Genomic DNA, 16,601 nt, shown 5'->3' on the forward strand with positions numbered 1-16,601 from the left:
TTAAAAACAACATTTATTCTGGCGGTTAGATTTATAGAAAAATGCTAGCTTAAAAACAGGTATAAATACTATGTTTTTTACCGATTATAATTTTATAGTTTTAAAGTACTAAATAACTATCGATAAATTCTTAACACCATGGCAACTGCAACTAACATCAGTAAAGCTACCGATAAAACAGTAAAAACTATCTCTCCAAAACCTGAAATAGTTCCTGGAATTTCTAAAGAAATCATTCATAAGCTTAGTAATGAAATAAATAATATGCTCTCTTATGCTATTTTTAATGGTATAACTATAAATACAGAGGTGAATACACTTATTCAAAATAGTACGGTAGATGATCTTATTAATTCTCATAACATATTATGCAAAAATATTTCACCTGCTACACCAAAATCTATTGAGTACACTAAAAAACTTAGAGAAGAAGAAAAAGGAAAGACATTGTTCAGCAAATTACCTTTGGTAAGAAACTTAATCATATTATCTATAATTTTTCTAATCGCATTTATCATTACTGGACTTTCTCCAGAAGTAAATAACGATTCATTGGACAAAGGTATTATGGATAACCAAGGTCTTTCATTACTCCTAAATTTAGGTTTTCTAACTGCTATATCAGGTTTAGGAGTACTTTTTTATTTACTAAAAAATGTAAGTACGGCAGTAAAAAATGGCACTTTGGTCCCAGAAGATACTATTTACTATGTGGCATTAGTAATTTTGGGGATTATCGCTGGGCTTATTTCTTCAGAGATTATCTCTTTTTACCAAAAAGATCCTCAAGAAATTAATCTATTCAACAAAGGGCTAATGGCACTTATTGGTGGTTTTTCTTCTGATGCAATCTTTAGCATCCTACAGGGAATTATCGATAGAATCAAAGCTATTTTTATCCCTTCAAATTCCACAACTTAATCAACTAAGAATAAAAAAACGATATCATATATAATTATACTTCCATTAAAATTATTTTATCTTTTATTAGTTATTTTTGAAATACTAATAATATCGTTCATGAAAATACTGCATATAGATGCTAATCATCCTCTCTTAATAAACCAATTAAATAATTTAGGGTTTGAAAACGAAAAAAGTTATACGTCTACAAAGCCTGAAATCGAATCAATAATAAAAGAATATGATGGAATCATAATCAGGTCCCGTATTAAAATTGATAAAGATTTTTTAGATAAAGCTACAAACCTAAAGTTTATTGGTCGCGTTGGTGCAGGTTTAGAAAGTATTGATACCGATTATGCAGAAAAAAAAGGCATTAAACTCTTTTCTGCTCCCGAGGGAAATCGTAATGCTGTAGGAGAACACGCTTTAGGAATGATTTTATCACTATTCAACAAATTAAATACAGCAGATCGTCAGGTAAAGAATGGTCATTGGAACCGCGAAGCAAATCGTGGAATTGAACTAGATTTAAAAACTATTGGTATCATTGGATATGGAAATATGGGAAGGGCATTTGCCCGTAAATTGAGAGGTTTCGATGTAGAAGTAATTTGCTACGATATCAAAGAAGATGTGGAGAATAGCGATGCTACTCAAGTTAGCCTAGAAGAACTTTTTGAAAAAACCGATGTGCTAAGTTTACATACACCATGGACTCCGTTAACCAACAAAATGATAGACGCTAAGTTTATCGATAAATTCAAAAAACCATTTTGGCTCATCAATACTGCTAGAGGAAAAAGTGTAGTTACCAAAGACTTGGTAGATGGGTTACAATCAGAAAAAATTTTAGGAGCAGGATTAGACGTCCTCGAATACGAAAAATCTTCTTTTGAACAATTATTTTCTTCAGAAGCTGAAATGGCCAAACCACTAAAAGACTTAATAAAAATGGACAATGTAATTCTTAGTCCTCATATTGCTGGTTGGACAATTGAGTCTAAAGAAAAACTTGCTCAAACAATTGTAGATAAAATCAAAGCTGAATTTTGCTAGAAGAAATATTCATACAACTGATTACTAAATATTCTGAAAATCAAAAAATTTCCAGTTCTCTATGGGATTATGTAATCAAAAATCACAATAAAAAAAGTCGATATTACCATAATCTATCGCATCTAGAAAATTTGTATCAAAATTTACTTTCGGTACAAGAAGAAATTGTAGACTGGGATATTGTGTTATTTTCATTGTTCTATCATGATTGCATTTACAACGTTTTAAAACAAGATAATGAAGAACGAAGTGCACAAAAAGCTGAAGAAGTATTATCCTCATTATTTATTAGTTCAGAAAGAGTTGAGCTTTGTAAAGAAATAATTTTAGCAACCAAAGGCCATCAAATTTCTAAAAACAACGATGTTAATTATTTTACGGATGCTGATCTTTCAATTCTAGGAAGTAGTTGGACCGATTATGAAATGTACTTTAAACAAGTTAGAAAAGAATATAAATACTACCCAGATTTTATGTACAATAAAGGCAGGATCAAAGTACTAGAACACTTCATTGAAATGCCTAAGATTTATAAAACAAGGCATTTTTATAGTATACTAGAAAAACAAGCTAAACAAAATCTTCAAAAAGAGATTGACTTGCTTTCTAAATAATTTGTTTAGTAACCCAAAAAAAACAATCAATTACATCTTGTTTTAGTAAATTTATATGGTGAAGAAAACCATATTCATCTTCGGAGCATTAGTTTTAGCATTACTTCTACTTTTTCAGTTAAGTAAATACAGTCTTGTATCTGGTCACACCTCTATAGAATTTATTATTGCAGGAATAGCCATCGTTTTTTTTGTTATTGGAATCATAATTAATAAAAAAGTACTTCACAGAGAAAAAAGTAATTCAAAAGAAATAGATCACGAAAAAATCAAAACATTAGGTTTAAGCAAACGGGAATATGAGGTATTATGCGAAATAGCATCGGGATTATCTAATAAAGAAATAGCAAAGAAACTTTTTGTGTCCGAAAGTACCATCAAAACACATGTATCAAACATCTTAGTCAAGTTAAATGCTAAACGCCGTACACAAGCCATACAGATCGCCAAAGAACTTCGAATTATCCAATTTTAAGGCTTTTAGCACAAAAGTGCTATACAATTCATACTTTAGTATGAGTGATTTTTTGATTATCGAAACTACTTTTGACTAAATCATAAAACAAAACACAAATGAAAAATACAGTTGTACGTTATGGAATATATGGTGCAATAACCATATGTATACTATTTACTTTAGCATTGACTCTTGGAAAAAGTTTATCCTATTCCCTACAAGAAGTAATTGGATATGCCAGTATGGTAGTATCCCTTATTTTCGTATACTTTGGCATAAAGCATTACAGAGATATAGAAAATAATGGTACAGTATCTTTCGGAAAAGCATTGATAATTGGATTATTGATTTCTTTATTTGCCGCAATCGCATTTGGATTATTAGATGTAGTTTATATAAAGTATATCAACCCTAATTTTTCTGCAGAATATTATGGTCACATTATAGAAGAAATGCGTACTACTCTTTCTGAAGAAGAATTTAAAATAAAGCTTTCAGAATTAGAGACTCAAAAAGAATTATTTTCAAATCCTTTAATGAATTTTTTATTGATGTCTGTAACAGTCCTTATCATCGGATTTATTATTTCACTGATTTCAGGACTCATGCTACATAGAAAACCATCTCAATAATTAAAACATAAACAGTATGCAACACAAAGCAAACACACCAGATGAATATATTGAAGCTATACCCGAAGAACGTAAAGAGGTTATGCAAAATTTAAGAAGGGTGATTTTAGATAATCTCCCAGAAGGATTCTCTGAAGTAATGAATTATGGATTAATAGGATATGTGATCCCCCACGAAACATATCCCAATGGATATCATTGTGACCCAAAATTACCGTTACCATTTATGAATATTGCATCTCAGAAAAATTTTATTGCTGTATATCATATGGGGATTTATGCGGATAAAGAATTAATGGATTGGTTTGTAGGGGAGTATCCTAAATATGTAAAAACTAAGTTAGATATGGGTAAAAGTTGTATTCGTTTTAAGAAAATTGATCAAATTCCTTTACAACTAATTGGAGAATTAGCTGCTAAAATGACTCCCCAAGAGTGGATTAACATATATGAAACTAATATAAAAAAGAAATAAAGATAGATGAAAAGAGTAACAGGGCTAGGAGGTTTTTTTTTCAAAACAAAAGATCCAAAAACAACAAAAGAATGGTATGGCAAACATTTAGGGTTACCTGTAGATGATTATGGATGCACTTTTTGGTGGAAAGACAAAGATGGCAATGATTGTTCTACGCAATGGAGCCCTTTTAAAGAAGACACCAACTATTTTTCTCCTAGCAAAAAAGAATTCATGATGAATTTTAGAGTAGAAAACCTAGTAGAACTCTTAAAAGTTCTAAAAGAAGAAGGGGTAAAAATAGTTGGTGAAATAGAAGAATATGAATATGGTAAATTTGGATGGATTGTAGATCCCGAAGGCAATAAAATTGAGCTTTGGGAACCTATAGATAAAGCATTTTTATAAGCTTACAATCTAATTACAGCTTTAAAAAAGGTTTTAACAGATCATATTTGAAGATTTTCATTGTGTTACCTTTTTTATAATGATTCTATATAATCATATTTTTTTGTAACTTTCTACGCACTAATCAATTGTATATAACAAAATTATGAGTGAAGAAAACAACAATTTGGGAGATGATCTGAAAAAAGGAGCTGAAGAAGCGCTTGATGCAGCAAAAGAAACAGCTAGTGAGTTTGCCGAAGGGGCCAAAGAAACATTTAACGAAGTAACAGGTGATAACAAAAAAGTTCTTGCAGGTATCTTAGGAATACTTTTTGGATCATTAGGGATTCATAAATTTGTTTTAGGGTACAATAAAGAAGGTATTATCCAATTAATTATATCAGTAGTTACCTGTGGTGCAGGTGGTATTGTAGGATTAATTGAGGGGATTATTTACTTGACCAAATCTGATGAAGAATTCTACCAAACCTATCAAGTAGGTAAAAAACCTTGGTTCTAAAAAACAAAAAAGCCAGAAAATATTATTCTGGCTTTTTTGTTTCATTTTAATATCGTAATATTGCGATATTAAAATTACATTATGGGTATTACCAAAACTCAAATATTCGATCAACAACAAAACGAACTAGCTCAAACTTTTAAAATACTTGGGCATCCTGCGCGTATCGCCATACTTCAATATATAAGTAAACAAGATGCTTGTATATGTAATGATTTGGTAGAAGAAATAGGTTTAGCACAAGCTACTATATCACAACATCTCAAGGAATTAAAAAGTATCGGCCTCCTAAAAGGAGAAGTCGAAGGAAAAAGTATGTGTTATTGTATCAATATTGACAAATGGAATGAATTACAACAAAACCTCAATTCATTTTTTAATACCACGAAACAGAACTGTTGTTAAACAAAAAAATAAATTATTATATTATGAATACATCAGAATTTATTTCATTATTAGGAGAACATCAAGACAAACCTTTACTGTTTGAATATGCGCCTGGAATGCTGGTAGGTGCTAATTATCATATTACAGAAGTAAAACATGTAACCATAGACTCTGTTGATTGTGGAGCAGGAACAGATTCTTGGAAAGAAACAATCATTCAGTTATGGGAAAGTCCAAATGAATTAGGGAAACGAGATTATCTAAGTTCCTATAAGGCATTAGGCATTCTTAGAAAAGTAGGAACAATGACTGCTTATGAAATGGATGCTCCAGTAAAAATCGAATACGGAAATTCTATGTTTCACACTGCACATTTACATATTACTGGATTTAATATAAATGATGGACAACTAATAGTAAAACTTGCCGTAAACCCTACCGATTGTAAAGCGAAAGAAACCTGTGGAGTTCCAGAATCATCTGCTGTCGAAGCAAATTCTTGTGCACCAGGAAGTGGATGTTGCTAGATGAAACCAAAAATAGAAATATTAACTTTTAATGAAGAAGATTGGCAAGATATTGCTAAAATCTACAAAGAAGGAATAGATACTGGTATAGCAACTTTCGAAACCAAAATCCCAAAATGGGAACAATGGAATCAAGTTCATATTGGATCCTGCAGATTAAAAGCTGTTCTAAATAATGAAATTATTGGTTGGGCAGCTTTAGCTCCTGTCTCTACAAGAGATGTTTATAGAGGCGTTGCAGAAATTAGTATTTACATAACATCAAATCGTAGGAATTTGGGAGTCGGCAAGTTACTTTTGACTAAATTAATTGAAGAAAGCGAAAAAAAAGGATTTTGGACCCTACAAGCAGGAATATTTAGTAATAATAAAGCTAGCATTCATCTACACACATCCCTAGGATTTAGAGTCATTGGATATAGAGAAAAAATAGGCAAATTGTCTAACATATGGTATGACAATACCATTTTAGAACGTAGAAGTAAAACAATAATGTAACCACAAAAAACACCACAATAATGAACATTTTAGTATTATGCACAGGAAATTCCTGTAGAAGTCAAATGGCAGAAGGCTATTTAAAACATTTTGCAAAAGATAGTGCAACGGTTTATAGTGCCGGAGTAGAAACTCATGGTGTAAACCCTAGAGCTATCGCCATTATGAAAGAAGATGGAATTGATATCTCTAATCATACATCTAACAACCTAGAAGAATATTTAGATCTAAAATTCGATTATATTCTCACAGTTTGTGATAATGCAAAAGAAAGGTGCCCTTTTTTTCCAGGAAAAGCAGAACGCTTGCATTACAACTTTTTTGATCCTTCAAAAGTAGAAGGAACTGAAGAAGAAATTCATGCAGCTTTTACCAAAACAAGAAATCAAATTAAAGAATATTGCCACGATTTTGTAAATAAAAGCGTTTTACAAACTACATAGGTTTTAATCAAATTACTTGTCAATCTTAAACCCTGGTTTAGCATAGTTTTCAGGAATGTTCGAAGGCGGAACTGCCAGATTGTTTCCATCTCTTACGGCATGATAGTGTGGGGATAGAATTTCTATTCCCGATTGATGTAATTCATTTTTAATATTCTCATGTAGTATCGAATAAATAGCAGCTGACTTTTCTGGATTTTTGGTGTAAACATTTAATTCATAATTTACGTAAAAATCATCCAAACTTTTAATCAAAACAAAGGGTACGGGTTCGCTTAAAACCTGATCCGTATTCTTTGCTCCCATTTTTAAAGCTTCTATAACTTCATTACTAGATACATCATATCCAATCGTAACCGAAGTATGTAAAATGACACCTGCATCTTCTGAGGCATTTTTAGTGAAATTAATAATATGATTTCCTAAAATCGAAGAGTTAGGAATTGTTACATCTAAGTTTTTAATTGTACGAATTCTTGTAACCAACAAACTTCTTTCAGTGACATCCCCAATAGTATTTCCAATCTCTACCCTATCACCTACTTTAAAAGGCCTCATATAGGTTATTACAACACCTGCTACAATATTCGATATTGCCGAGGTAGATCCTAAAGAGAATAAAATACCAAAGAAAATTGACAATCCTTTAAAAGCAGGAGAATCAGAACCTGGTATGTACGGAAATACAATTATAAGCGCAAAAGCAATGATAAAAACACGTAACAAGTTAAAAGTTGGTCTTGCCCAATCCGCATGAAAACCATCTAAGCGCACTGCTTCCTTTTCTAATTCTGCTGTTACATATTTCAAAAACCTTATTAGATATTTAGTCACAAAAAAGATAACAATAATGAAAAACAGATTTGGTATAAAACCTACCAACCCTTCATATAAAAACACTAAAGGTTTCTTTATATATCCTAAAACAACATCTGCATACTCTTTTGTTTGTGGAACTAAACTAAATAAAAAAGGAAGATAGAAAATGAAGAAAATAAAGATTACGGTTATCTTTAAAAGTCTTATAATGAACGTAAGAATATGTCTTTCTCGTCTAGGAGTAATAAACCGAAAGAACTGAGAGAACTTAGTTCTTCCAAAAAAAATATTGTTTTCTAATTTACTTATTTTGCTTTGAAACCATTTAAAAAGCTTTTTATTTAGAAAGAGAAATAATATAACGCCTAATAACGCAATAGCAAAGTAAATATATTGTACAACCACTTCAAGATATTTTAATCTTCAAATTAGTGAAATATATCAGTATTCTAAAAGAATGGAGTAAGAAAAAACGGGAATTTTACGATTAACTGCACAAAAAAACTACCAATTACCGATTATTTGTCGGCATTTTTGAAATACTTCTGTTCTAATTCTGCCTGAAATTCTTCCATTACTGGCTTAACCGTACTATCTGGTAGATCTGCTATTCTTATATACATCAACCCATCTACCGCATTATTAAATAATGGATCAACATTAAAGGCTACTACCTTCGCATTTTGTTTGATGTATTTTTTGATTAAAACTGGTATACGAAGACTTCCAGGTTCAATTTCATCAATAATTTTATCAAACTTATTAAGGTCACTTCTACTCTCATCAAATACAAAGTCCTTATCCGCATCCTTAAGTTTAACCTTAAATTCTTTTTTAGGTCTAACATATTGTGCTACATAAGGGTCATAGTAATGAGATTTCATAAACTCAATCATCAAAGACTTAGAAAAATTACTAAACTTATTACTAATACTTACACCACCAATTAAATATTTATGATCTGGAAAACGAAGCGTACAGTGCACAATACCTTTCCAAAGTAAAAATAACGGCATCGGACGTTGCTGATATTCTTTTATAATAAATGCTCTACCCATTTCAATAGACTCACTCATCATTTTGTGCAATTCTGGTTCGAACCTAAATAGATCTTGCAGATAAAATCCATCAATTCCAAAATTAGAATAAATTTCATTCCCCATTCCCATTCTATAGGCTCCAGCTAACTTTTTAGCTTTCATATCCCATAAGAACATATGATGATAATAATCATCAAAAGGATCTAAATCAATTGATTGATTTGTTCCTTCTCCAATCTCTCTAAATGTAATTTCACGTAATCGACCAATTTCATGTACAACATTGGGTATACACTCTTTTTTAGCAAGAAAAACCTCGTAATTTTTACTTACCAATAAACGCATATCATTATCACGACAAAATCTAAGTTCTGATTCTATAGAATTTATACTTCCTTCTACCGCGATTTGTTTTGGAGACTTAGGAATCTTTAAATTTTGAGGAATAGATTCCATCAATGTTTTCTTCTCATATGGATTAGCCAACATATATGTTTTTTTACGTAAGAAATTCGTAAAATCTTCTATGTTGCCATACTCTTCTTGATCTTTTACAGAAACAGGATTCCCAATTCGCACTTTAATCACCTTATTTTCTTGCGAAAAAAGCTCGCTTGGTAGCTTAGCAGTTCTTAGCGTATCGTTAATAGAAGCTAACTGATAAAAAAGCCTACTATTTCTTGCATGAAAATATATTGGAATCACGGGAACCTGAGCTTTCTTTACCAATCTCATTGCTCCAGTTTCCCATGGTTTGTCTACATAATTCTTACCCTCTTTCATTGTTGACACTTCTCCAGCAGGAAATATACCTAAAGGCTTTCCATCTTTAAGATGCGAAATTGCTTCTCTAATTCCTCCTAAACTAGATTTAACTTCCTTTCTATTCTCGAAAGGATTAACGGGCATAATAAAAGGTTTTAAAGGAGTAAAATTATGCAAAAGAAAATTTGCTATTATCTTGTAATCTGAGCGATGTTCAAACATTAATTTCAGAAGAAGTATTCCATCTAATCCTCCCAGTGGATGGTTAGAAAGTGTTATAAAGGCACCTTGTTTAGGTAGTCTTTTTAGATCTTCGGGTGGTATCTCGAAAGTAACACCATACATATCTAATACACTCTTAACAAACTCCTTTCCTTCTAAGTGGCTAATACTATCGTATTGACGATTTATTTTTGATAACCGTGTGATTTTAAGAATCATCCAGCCAACAAAAGTGCCAATAAAACCAAGTTTATCCAATTTGAGCCCTTTGGCTACTTCTTTAGAGGTGACTACCGCCATTAAATAAGTTTTGTGCTAACTACAAATATAGGAAAAACATTGAATAGGACATCTTATTGTTTTGCAACCATTTGATACGTTTCTTTTGTACTTTGTTTAAGTAAAATATCCTTGTTTTCTTCTAAAAACAGAATTGATTCTTTATCAAAATGTCTAATCGTAAATAAAGAAACATTCCTTTCATATATAACACTGAATTTTGCTTTTAAGTGCATCAGTAATTCATCAAAATTATTGAATTTATCATCCAAACAAACAGAAAAACTAATAGCTGAGTTCTGTATAAGATCTACTTTTAAGTGATACTTATGAAAAAGTGCAAAAACCTCACTTATGTTTTCCTCTACCATAAATGAGAAATCCAAAGAAGAAAGAGATAGAAGTATTTGATCTTTTTTTATGATATAACAAGGTAAATACGGGACTAATCTCTGTCCTTTTTTAACTGAAGTCCCTTCACTTTTAGGATCAAGAAAGGACTTAACATATAACGGAATCTCCTTTCTTTGTAATGGCTGCAAGGTTTTAGGATGAATCACAGAAGCTCCATAAAATGCTAATTCTATAGCTTCTTCATAAGAGATTTGCGATAATAGTTTAGTGTTTTCAAAAACTCTTGGATCTCCATTTAATACTCCTGGTACATCTTTCCATATCGTTACACTTACAGCATTTGTACAATAAGCAAAAATTCCAGCTGTGTAGTCACTCCCTTCTCTACCAAGTGTAGTTGTAAAATTATTTGAATTAGAGGCTATGAAACCTTGCGTTATTGTTAATCCTTTTTTATTAACTTTCGTATCAATGTTTTTTTGAGTAAAATCCCAATTAACGATCGCATCACGGTAAACATCATTCGTCTTTATTACATCTCTAGCATCTAATAATTCATTGTCATATCCATTTTCTGACAAATATTCGCTAACAATAGCAGTAGATATTAGTTCACCATAACAAACCGTTTGATCATATACATAATCATATTGATTCGATTTATTTCTACTAAGCATCGTTTCCATATCTAGAATAAGAGAATGTATCTTATCAAAAATTGGATGCTGTTTATTTACAAAAAGATCTGTAAGTATTTCGTTGTGATATTGTTTTATAAAATCTATAGCGTTTTTAAATTGATTGCTATTGTTAAGGTAATGTTCTACAACGGATTCCAGGGCATTAGTAGTTTTTCCCATTGCGGATACTATTATTACAATATCAGAATATTCAACTCTCTGTAATACGCTAACTACATTTTTTACCGCTTTAGCATCTTTTACAGATGCTCCTCCAAATTTAAAAACCCTCATCAGTTACAATAATTTCGTTCATTAACGAATATATACATCTTGGTATTACATCTTCGAAACAAATGCATTTAATCCATGTTCGTCCATCTGCACAACCTGCCAACCTTCTAGGATTTTAGCGCCACTTTTTAGATAAAAATTAACTGCGGGTTTATTCCAATCCAGGACATTCCACTCTACTCTTTTTACACCTTTCTCCTTTCCGTACTGCATAACTCTTTTATATAAAGCCATTCCAATACCAGAACCCCTCATAGACTCTCTAACAATTAAGTCCTCTAGATGCACAGTTCTTCCTTTCCAAGTAGAAAACCTAAAATACACCAATGCTAAACCTACTAACTCATTATTAATTTCTGCCACAAAACAATGAAACAATGGTTTTTCTCCAAAGCCTTCATTAATCAGATCCTCTACCGTCACTTCTACAGCATCAGGTTCTTTTTCAAAAAGAGCTAATTCTTCAATTAATGTAAGTGCTTGAGGCATATCCTCTGCTACAGCATCTCTTATTATATAGTCCATAAGTCAAAAGTTTATCAAAACTATAAAATATGTATTAGAAACCAGACAATTTTGTAATCTTATAGTAATCTAATTTTGGTTTTACTAATTCTTAAAAAAGTTTCACAAATTACGGTTACGAAAACGTTTTAGTTATTTAAAAAATAATATTTTTGCAGAAATTCAACACAACCAAAATGGCCAGAAAAAACCAAACCTTAGGAGAATTTATTATCGAAAACCAAAAAGATTTTCCATACGCTAGTGGAGAACTTTCTCGATTGATCAATTCAATTCGACTAGCTGCAAAAATGGTAAACCATGAAGTAAACAAAGCCGGTTTGGTTGATATTACTGGTGCAATTGGCGAAACTAATATACAAGGCGAAGACCAACAAAAACTTGATGTACTAGCTAATGAAACCTTTATCAATACACTAACAAATCGAGAAATCGTTTGTGGTATTGCTTCTGAAGAAAATGATGACTTCATCACAATAAAAGGACAAAAGAGCGATCATAGAAACAATTATGTAGTACTTATGGATCCATTGGATGGTAGTTCTAACATAGATGTTAACGTTTCTGTAGGAACAATTTTTTCGATTTACAGAAGAGTTACTCCAACAGGAACGCCTGTTACTATGGAAGATTTCTTACAACCTGGTAATTTACAAGTTGCTGCTGGATATATTATTTACGGAACATCTACTATGCTGGTATATACTACTGGCCACGGTGTTAATGGATTTACATTAAACCCAGCTTTGGGTACATATTACTTATCACACCCAAACATGACTTTTCCTGAAGACGGAAACATTTACTCTGTAAACGAAGGAAACTATATTCATTTCCCACAAGGTATAAAAGATTACATTAAGTACTGTCAAGAAGAAAAACAGGATCGTCCATATACATCCAGATATATAGGTTCCTTAGTTAGTGATATTCATCGTAATATGATAAAAGGCGGAATTTATATGTATCCTAGTACTTCTAAATCTCCAAACGGAAAACTTCGTTTACTTTACGAATGTAATCCAATGGCTTTTATTGCAGAACAAGCAGGTGGATCAGCAAGTGATGGGTTTAGAAGGATTTTAGAAATAAAACCTACAGAATTACATGAACGTACTCCATTTATATGTGGTAGTAAAAATATGGTTTCGAAAGTAGAGTCATTTATGAAAAGTTCTGAATCCTAAACACATCAATTTTACTTAGGGTATAATTTATTTATAACTATTAGCCAAATAGTTAGATAATCGTATTTATAAAAAAAGGCTTATGAATAGATTGATTGCAATTAATTTTCACTAATCTTGCAATTAAACAATAAAAACAAAAGAGTTTCTCCCTCCAACCAATCATTAAAACTCTATAAATTAAACGTATTACATTTGTTGTAAAAGCAAGTAACTTTAACATTATTGTTCTGTGAACTCTTATTTTTAATGTTTTTTATGTTAAATTTACCTGAAGCTCATAGAACAACAATATAAATTACCAAAAATGGCCAAAGAAAATAAAGCTGCGCAAGAACAAGTGGTAAATGATCCTTCTTCAAAAATAGAGGCAATAAAAAATCTAATATTTGGGGAAAACATTGCTGCATATAACTCTGAATTTGACTCAGTTAAAAAGGATATTTCTTCTAAGAAAAAGGAGCTTGAAGATTTTATTGAAGATACTCGAAAAGAATTAAATCAGGCAATTGACAATCTTAGCACTGATATAAATATTAGAATTACTGAATTAGAAGATAATTTAGCTGATAAGGTAGAAATGTTAGATAACAAAAAGGTTGATAGAAAAACATTAGGTGATCTTTTGATCGCTATGGGAGAAAAAATAAATAAATAGTAATCTGTTTATCCAACCATATGGAAGAACAGGATAAATTAAAAATTCTTAAAGAACTTCTTCTTACTGAAGAGAAGGAGTATGCGGATTCTATTGCCAAAAAAGTTGATGAATTAAGTAAAATAGTTTATCAAAAACAGGAATTATCTCACAAAGTAGATCCCATTATAGATGACAAATTAGAACAATTTGTCGAAGAAATTCCGAAAACATTAGGCCCAACAATTACTGAAGCTTTAAAGGAAGAAATTAAAAATTCTCAAGACGCAGTTGTAGAAGCCTTATTTCCAATCATCGGGAAGATGATTAAGAAGTACATTGCTCATGAAATGAAGCTATTGAGTGAAAATATAAATAGAAAAACTAGACAAGCTTTCTCATTTAAAAATTGGTTTAAAAGAACAAAAGCAAGAGCACAAGGAATTAGTGATGGTGATCTTGCAATAACTGACTATGCCAAACCTAGATTGATACAAATGTTTGTCATCGAAAAAGATTCGGGATTATTAATTACAGATTATAGTCCTTTATCTGATAATGCAGTAGATAAAGATATGGTCGCAGGCATGTTAACTGCTATAAAAAGTTTTGTAGAAGATGCTTTTCAAGGAGGAAATCAAAACCTAGAAACCATAGAATACGAATTGTACACAATACATATACAGAATTTTTATTCGTATTATATTGCCGCTGTAATATCTGGTGCGTATAATGTGATGTTTAAGGAAGTTTTAGAAGATCAAATTATTAACTTTGCGCAAGAGCACATTTCTAAAAGAGATCTAGAAAATAGTGAGCTGTTTACTAAAAAATTAAAAAAACATTTTGAAGATGAAATTGTCTAAAAAAGTAGTGCTTTTAGGACACTTTGGTGTAGGAAAAACGTCATTATTCAGACGTTTTATTGATGATGAATTTTCTGAAGACTATAAAGTTACTTTAGGTGTTCAGATACAAAAGAAAGTTATCGAAATGCCAGATGGACGAGAACTTTCTATGATCATTTGGGATACCGAAGGGCATACGGACATAGAAGATACCAGAAAATCATATCTTTTGGGATCCAATGCCTTTATTTATGTATTTGATCTTACTCGGATTGACACCTATAAAGACCTCAATCAAGATTTAAAATATCTTTCTAAAAATCACCCTAAAGTGACAGTTAAGGTTATTGGTAATAAGCTAGATCTGGTAAATGAGAAAGAAATAACAAAAACGTTTGAAGAACTAAACATAACTGTTGATTGTTTAACCAGTGCAAAAACCAATAAAAATGTACAAAATTTCTTTGCACGTCTTGCTGAGGAAATAACTGCATAGTACTATGACATATCAAGAAGAAAAGCTACTCTTTAATCAAAAAACGCAGTGCACAATCGTTCAACACGATGGAACAATTAAAGAAACTGATGGTAATATTTTTAAATGGAAAATAGGAACATCTATCTATGATGCGCATCCGTTTTTTGAAATTATAAAAGGTTTTATTGAGATTTTTGAGCAAGAAGAGACTATCTATAATTTTCCTTGTATTCACTTGGAAGAAAAGAAACTTGATAAAATATGTGATATCACAATTAAAATAAATACTGAAGAAGTTGTTATTCTATTGTTTGATTACTCAAACAAGTATTATGAACTTAATAAAATAGCACAACAAAAAAACGAGTCTATTCTAAGGGCCAAAGAGTTAGAACTTAAAAATCAGTATTTACTTGATAAAGAAAAGTTTAAAAATAGTTTTATAGCCAACATTAATCATGAAATCAGGACACCTTTGACAGGTATTTTAGGTTTTATCGAGGTATTAGAAAAAACAAATTTAAATTTTGAACAAGAAGAGTTAGCTAGAATTATAAAGAGACAAAGCATACACCTCAACGCTCTTATAGAGGATATGGTAGATATTTCTAAAATAGAGTCTGGCAAAATAAAAATTATAGACGAAAGATTTCTATTTATTAACCTTGTAGAAGGATTCGAAGAAACATACGCTAAACTTGCAGAAGAAAAAGGAATCGAATTCGAAACGTATATAGATCCTAGTATTCAGGAATATCTTATTGGAGATCGAACACGCGTATTTCAAATTTTAAATAACATTCTTAACAATGCTTTCAAGTTTACTGAAGAAGGTAAAGTAAGTCTGTCAGTTACTAAGAACTATCAACGTACAAACAAAATAAATGTTGGTTTCAAGATTGAAGACACTGGTTTAGGAATTCAAGAAGAAAATCTTGAAAACATTTTCAACAGATTTACACGCTTTAATGGAGATAAACAAATTTCGGGTACAGGATTAGGATTAGCTATAGTAAAAGACTTGGTAGATCTCCTAAATGGAGAAATCAAAGTTACGAGTGAGCCAGATAAAGGAACAACCTTTGAGATTAAGTTGCCATTCAAATTTGATGTTACAAAATCTATCCCAACGAAGAAAAAGAAAAAATACAGCCTTCCTGAAACTAAAAAGAAATTTAGAATATTAGTGGTCGAAGATGAAGAAGCTACTCAATTCTTACTAATGAAAATATTAATTAGTCACGGAAGTTTCTTTGTAGATGTTGCTATAAACGGACAAGAGGCAATTAATTATCTAGAAAGAAGAAACTATGATCTTGTTTTAATGGATTTAAAACTATCAAAAGTAGATGGTTATAAAGCAACTCATATGATTAGAAATAATTATGGTGACAAGATGATCTCTGAAGTTCCGATTATAGGTTTTACCGCGAAAGCAACAGAAGCCGAAAGAGACAAATGTTTACGTTCTGGAATGAATGATTTTATTGCTAAACCTTTTGAACAAGAAGATTTAATTTATAAAATAGTAAAACAAATAGCTAAAAAAGCCGCTTCTTAGAAGCGGCTTTTTTTATAGTATTAAT

The 16,601-nt window shown here is 31.1% G+C and carries 22 protein-coding genes; 18 read left to right on the plus strand and 4 right to left on the minus strand.

Going from position 1 to position 16,601, the window contains the following annotated elements; genetic code table 11:
* The first annotated feature begins 138 nt into the window (after positions 1 to 138).
* The 12 genes from NMK29_RS19180 to NMK29_RS19235 all read left to right on the plus strand — a co-directional run bounded on the left by NMK29_RS19180 (position 139) and on the right by NMK29_RS19235 (position 6,887).
* Positions 139 to 921 (plus strand): hypothetical protein, encoded by a 783-nt coding sequence (locus NMK29_RS19180; RefSeq protein WP_108803237.1) that lies wholly within the window; start codon positions 139 to 141, stop codon positions 919 to 921.
* A gap of 99 nt (positions 922 to 1,020) precedes the next feature.
* On the plus strand, positions 1,021 to 1,962 hold the full coding sequence (locus tag NMK29_RS19185) for a 2-hydroxyacid dehydrogenase (protein ID WP_108803238.1): 942 nt from the start codon (positions 1,021 to 1,023) through the stop codon (positions 1,960 to 1,962).
* A complete protein-coding gene (locus NMK29_RS19190; RefSeq protein ID WP_234424257.1) occupies positions 1,956 to 2,576 on the plus strand; it encodes a hypothetical protein in 621 nt (206 codons plus the stop codon). The genes NMK29_RS19185 and NMK29_RS19190 overlap by 7 nt, the downstream gene beginning before the upstream one ends.
* A gap of 58 nt (positions 2,577 to 2,634) precedes the next feature.
* A complete protein-coding gene (locus tag NMK29_RS23860; protein ID WP_027393321.1) occupies positions 2,635 to 3,051 on the plus strand; it encodes a response regulator transcription factor in 417 nt (138 codons plus the stop codon).
* A gap of 98 nt (positions 3,052 to 3,149) precedes the next feature.
* The gene (locus NMK29_RS19200) at positions 3,150 to 3,665 is read left to right on the plus strand and encodes a DUF4199 domain-containing protein (protein WP_027393320.1); all 516 of its coding nucleotides are present in this window, start codon (positions 3,150 to 3,152) and stop codon (positions 3,663 to 3,665) included.
* Between the two features lie 16 nt (positions 3,666 to 3,681).
* Positions 3,682 to 4,140: a DUF1801 domain-containing protein gene (locus NMK29_RS19205; protein WP_027393319.1), complete on the plus strand. Its 459-nt coding sequence runs from the start codon at positions 3,682 to 3,684 to the stop codon at positions 4,138 to 4,140.
* A 6-nt stretch (positions 4,141 to 4,146) separates the two neighbouring features.
* On the plus strand, positions 4,147 to 4,530 hold the full coding sequence (locus NMK29_RS19210) for a VOC family protein (RefSeq protein WP_027393318.1): 384 nt from the start codon (positions 4,147 to 4,149) through the stop codon (positions 4,528 to 4,530).
* A 145-nt stretch (positions 4,531 to 4,675) separates the two neighbouring features.
* The gene (locus NMK29_RS19215) at positions 4,676 to 5,032 is read left to right on the plus strand and encodes a TM2 domain-containing protein (protein WP_027393317.1); all 357 of its coding nucleotides are present in this window, start codon (positions 4,676 to 4,678) and stop codon (positions 5,030 to 5,032) included.
* Between the two features lie 81 nt (positions 5,033 to 5,113).
* A complete protein-coding gene (locus NMK29_RS19220; protein WP_027393316.1) occupies positions 5,114 to 5,437 on the plus strand; it encodes a helix-turn-helix transcriptional regulator in 324 nt (107 codons plus the stop codon).
* 23 nt (positions 5,438 to 5,460) lie between these two features.
* Positions 5,461 to 5,946, plus strand: coding sequence for a DUF6428 family protein (locus NMK29_RS19225; RefSeq protein WP_027393315.1), 486 nt, complete (start codon positions 5,461 to 5,463; stop codon positions 5,944 to 5,946).
* Positions 5,947 to 6,444 carry a GNAT family N-acetyltransferase gene (locus NMK29_RS19230; RefSeq protein ID WP_108803240.1) on the plus strand — a complete coding sequence of 166 codons (498 nt, stop codon included), beginning with the start codon at positions 5,947 to 5,949 and terminating at the stop codon, positions 6,442 to 6,444.
* A gap of 20 nt (positions 6,445 to 6,464) precedes the next feature.
* Positions 6,465 to 6,887 carry an arsenate reductase ArsC gene (locus NMK29_RS19235; protein WP_035085463.1) on the plus strand — a complete coding sequence of 141 codons (423 nt, stop codon included), beginning with the start codon at positions 6,465 to 6,467 and terminating at the stop codon, positions 6,885 to 6,887.
* A gap of 12 nt (positions 6,888 to 6,899) precedes the next feature.
* On the opposite strand, the gene NMK29_RS19240 is transcribed toward NMK29_RS19235, so the two are convergent.
* Positions 6,900 to 7,697, minus strand: a complete 798-nt coding sequence (locus tag NMK29_RS19240; protein WP_159092201.1) for a mechanosensitive ion channel family protein — start codon at positions 7,695 to 7,697, stop codon at positions 6,900 to 6,902.
* A 40-nt stretch (positions 7,698 to 7,737) separates the two neighbouring features.
* On the opposite strand from NMK29_RS19240, the gene NMK29_RS23820 reads away from it, so the two are divergent.
* Positions 7,738 to 7,869: a hypothetical protein gene (locus NMK29_RS23820; RefSeq protein ID WP_255411769.1), complete on the plus strand. Its 132-nt coding sequence runs from the start codon at positions 7,738 to 7,740 to the stop codon at positions 7,867 to 7,869.
* A gap of 355 nt (positions 7,870 to 8,224) precedes the next feature.
* On the opposite strand, the gene NMK29_RS19245 is transcribed toward NMK29_RS23820, so the two are convergent.
* From NMK29_RS19245 to NMK29_RS19255, 3 genes are read right to left on the minus strand one after another with little or no spacing between them, the layout of a single operon-like run.
* Positions 8,225 to 10,033: a lysophospholipid acyltransferase family protein gene (locus NMK29_RS19245; RefSeq protein ID WP_108803242.1), complete on the minus strand. Its 1,809-nt coding sequence runs from the start codon at positions 10,031 to 10,033 to the stop codon at positions 8,225 to 8,227.
* A gap of 53 nt (positions 10,034 to 10,086) precedes the next feature.
* Positions 10,087 to 11,340, minus strand: a complete 1,254-nt coding sequence (locus NMK29_RS19250) for an aspartate kinase (RefSeq protein WP_108803243.1) — start codon at positions 11,338 to 11,340, stop codon at positions 10,087 to 10,089.
* A 45-nt stretch (positions 11,341 to 11,385) separates the two neighbouring features.
* Complete coding sequence (locus NMK29_RS19255) at positions 11,386 to 11,865, minus strand: GNAT family N-acetyltransferase (protein WP_108803244.1); 480 nt, start codon at positions 11,863 to 11,865, stop codon at positions 11,386 to 11,388.
* Between the two features lie 176 nt (positions 11,866 to 12,041).
* Between NMK29_RS19255 and fbp the strand changes: the two genes are divergently transcribed.
* From fbp to NMK29_RS19280, 5 genes are all read left to right on the plus strand, one after another.
* A complete protein-coding gene (gene fbp / locus NMK29_RS19260) occupies positions 12,042 to 13,052 on the plus strand; it encodes a class 1 fructose-bisphosphatase (RefSeq protein WP_108803245.1) in 1,011 nt (336 codons plus the stop codon).
* Between the two features lie 307 nt (positions 13,053 to 13,359).
* On the plus strand, positions 13,360 to 13,710 hold the full coding sequence (locus tag NMK29_RS19265; protein ID WP_108803246.1) for a fructose 1,6-bisphosphatase: 351 nt from the start codon (positions 13,360 to 13,362) through the stop codon (positions 13,708 to 13,710).
* Between the two features lie 20 nt (positions 13,711 to 13,730).
* Positions 13,731 to 14,555, plus strand: coding sequence for a cell envelope biogenesis protein OmpA (locus tag NMK29_RS19270; RefSeq protein ID WP_108803247.1), 825 nt, complete (start codon positions 13,731 to 13,733; stop codon positions 14,553 to 14,555).
* Positions 14,542 to 15,033 (plus strand): Rab family GTPase, encoded by a 492-nt coding sequence (locus NMK29_RS19275; protein WP_108803248.1) that lies wholly within the window; start codon positions 14,542 to 14,544, stop codon positions 15,031 to 15,033. Before NMK29_RS19270 ends, NMK29_RS19275 begins: the two co-directional genes overlap by 14 nt.
* A gap of 4 nt (positions 15,034 to 15,037) precedes the next feature.
* Positions 15,038 to 16,576 carry an ATP-binding protein gene (locus NMK29_RS19280; RefSeq protein WP_108803249.1) on the plus strand — a complete coding sequence of 513 codons (1,539 nt, stop codon included), beginning with the start codon at positions 15,038 to 15,040 and terminating at the stop codon, positions 16,574 to 16,576.
* Positions 16,577 to 16,601 lie beyond the last annotated feature (25 nt).

The organism is Aquimarina sp. Aq107 (assembly GCF_943733665.1).
Classification (GTDB): Bacteria; Bacteroidota; Bacteroidia; order Flavobacteriales; family Flavobacteriaceae; genus Aquimarina.

Coding starts and splice junctions, on each gene's coding strand:
- NMK29_RS19265 (WP_108803246.1), top strand. CDS start 13,360: ATGGCCAAAGAAAATAAAGCTGCGCAAGAACAAGTGGTAAATGATCCT.
- NMK29_RS19250 (WP_108803243.1), bottom strand. CDS start 11,340: ATGAGGGTTTTTAAATTTGGAGGAGCATCTGTAAAAGATGCTAAAGCG.
- NMK29_RS19225 (WP_027393315.1), top strand. CDS start 5,461: ATGAATACATCAGAATTTATTTCATTATTAGGAGAACATCAAGACAAA.
- NMK29_RS19270 (WP_108803247.1), top strand. CDS start 13,731: ATGGAAGAACAGGATAAATTAAAAATTCTTAAAGAACTTCTTCTTACT.
- fbp (WP_108803245.1), top strand. CDS start 12,042: ATGGCCAGAAAAAACCAAACCTTAGGAGAATTTATTATCGAAAACCAA.
- NMK29_RS19215 (WP_027393317.1), top strand. CDS start 4,676: ATGAGTGAAGAAAACAACAATTTGGGAGATGATCTGAAAAAAGGAGCT.
- NMK29_RS19230 (WP_108803240.1), top strand. CDS start 5,947: ATGAAACCAAAAATAGAAATATTAACTTTTAATGAAGAAGATTGGCAA.
- NMK29_RS19185 (WP_108803238.1), top strand. CDS start 1,021: ATGAAAATACTGCATATAGATGCTAATCATCCTCTCTTAATAAACCAA.
- NMK29_RS19205 (WP_027393319.1), top strand. CDS start 3,682: ATGCAACACAAAGCAAACACACCAGATGAATATATTGAAGCTATACCC.
- NMK29_RS19210 (WP_027393318.1), top strand. CDS start 4,147: ATGAAAAGAGTAACAGGGCTAGGAGGTTTTTTTTTCAAAACAAAAGAT.
- NMK29_RS19200 (WP_027393320.1), top strand. CDS start 3,150: ATGAAAAATACAGTTGTACGTTATGGAATATATGGTGCAATAACCATA.
- NMK29_RS23820 (WP_255411769.1), top strand. CDS start 7,738: ATGAAAAACAGATTTGGTATAAAACCTACCAACCCTTCATATAAAAAC.
- NMK29_RS19255 (WP_108803244.1), bottom strand. CDS start 11,865: ATGGACTATATAATAAGAGATGCTGTAGCAGAGGATATGCCTCAAGCA.
- NMK29_RS19180 (WP_108803237.1), top strand. CDS start 139: ATGGCAACTGCAACTAACATCAGTAAAGCTACCGATAAAACAGTAAAA.
- NMK29_RS19220 (WP_027393316.1), top strand. CDS start 5,114: ATGGGTATTACCAAAACTCAAATATTCGATCAACAACAAAACGAACTA.
- NMK29_RS19280 (WP_108803249.1), top strand. CDS start 15,038: ATGACATATCAAGAAGAAAAGCTACTCTTTAATCAAAAAACGCAGTGC.
- NMK29_RS19235 (WP_035085463.1), top strand. CDS start 6,465: ATGAACATTTTAGTATTATGCACAGGAAATTCCTGTAGAAGTCAAATG.
- NMK29_RS19245 (WP_108803242.1), bottom strand. CDS start 10,033: ATGGCGGTAGTCACCTCTAAAGAAGTAGCCAAAGGGCTCAAATTGGAT.
- NMK29_RS19275 (WP_108803248.1), top strand. CDS start 14,542: ATGAAATTGTCTAAAAAAGTAGTGCTTTTAGGACACTTTGGTGTAGGA.